Consider the following 254-nt stretch of genomic DNA (forward strand, 5'->3'; position numbering starts at 1 on the left):
GGTGAAGGATTATCAGTTTGAGAACTCTAGTATCGAGCATATCATCTGGCTAGATGACAATGGCATGACAGTAGAAGGGGTCTTTGGTGACAACCAAAGTCGCGTAACGGGTGAGTATGAGGCATTGCTCGAAGCCGCTGATGACACCTTTGACTTCCAAGACTTTGATGAAAACACCATTGCGACGACTTTTTATACTTCGGGCACCACAGGCGACCCAAAGGGCGTGTTTTTTAGCCATCGTCAGCTAGTGC

The 254-nt window shown here is 47.6% G+C and carries 1 protein-coding gene; it reads left to right on the top strand.

Translation table 11 applies throughout. The annotated features are described in order from the left end of the window. Positions 1-254 (top strand): AMP-binding protein (locus AAEY78_RS14110; protein WP_352340022.1); only part of this gene is annotated, 254 nt, incomplete at both ends.

This window comes from Psychrobacter sp. 16-MNA-CIBAN-0192 (assembly GCF_040309565.1).
Taxonomy (GTDB): Bacteria; Pseudomonadota; Gammaproteobacteria; order Pseudomonadales; family Moraxellaceae; genus Psychrobacter.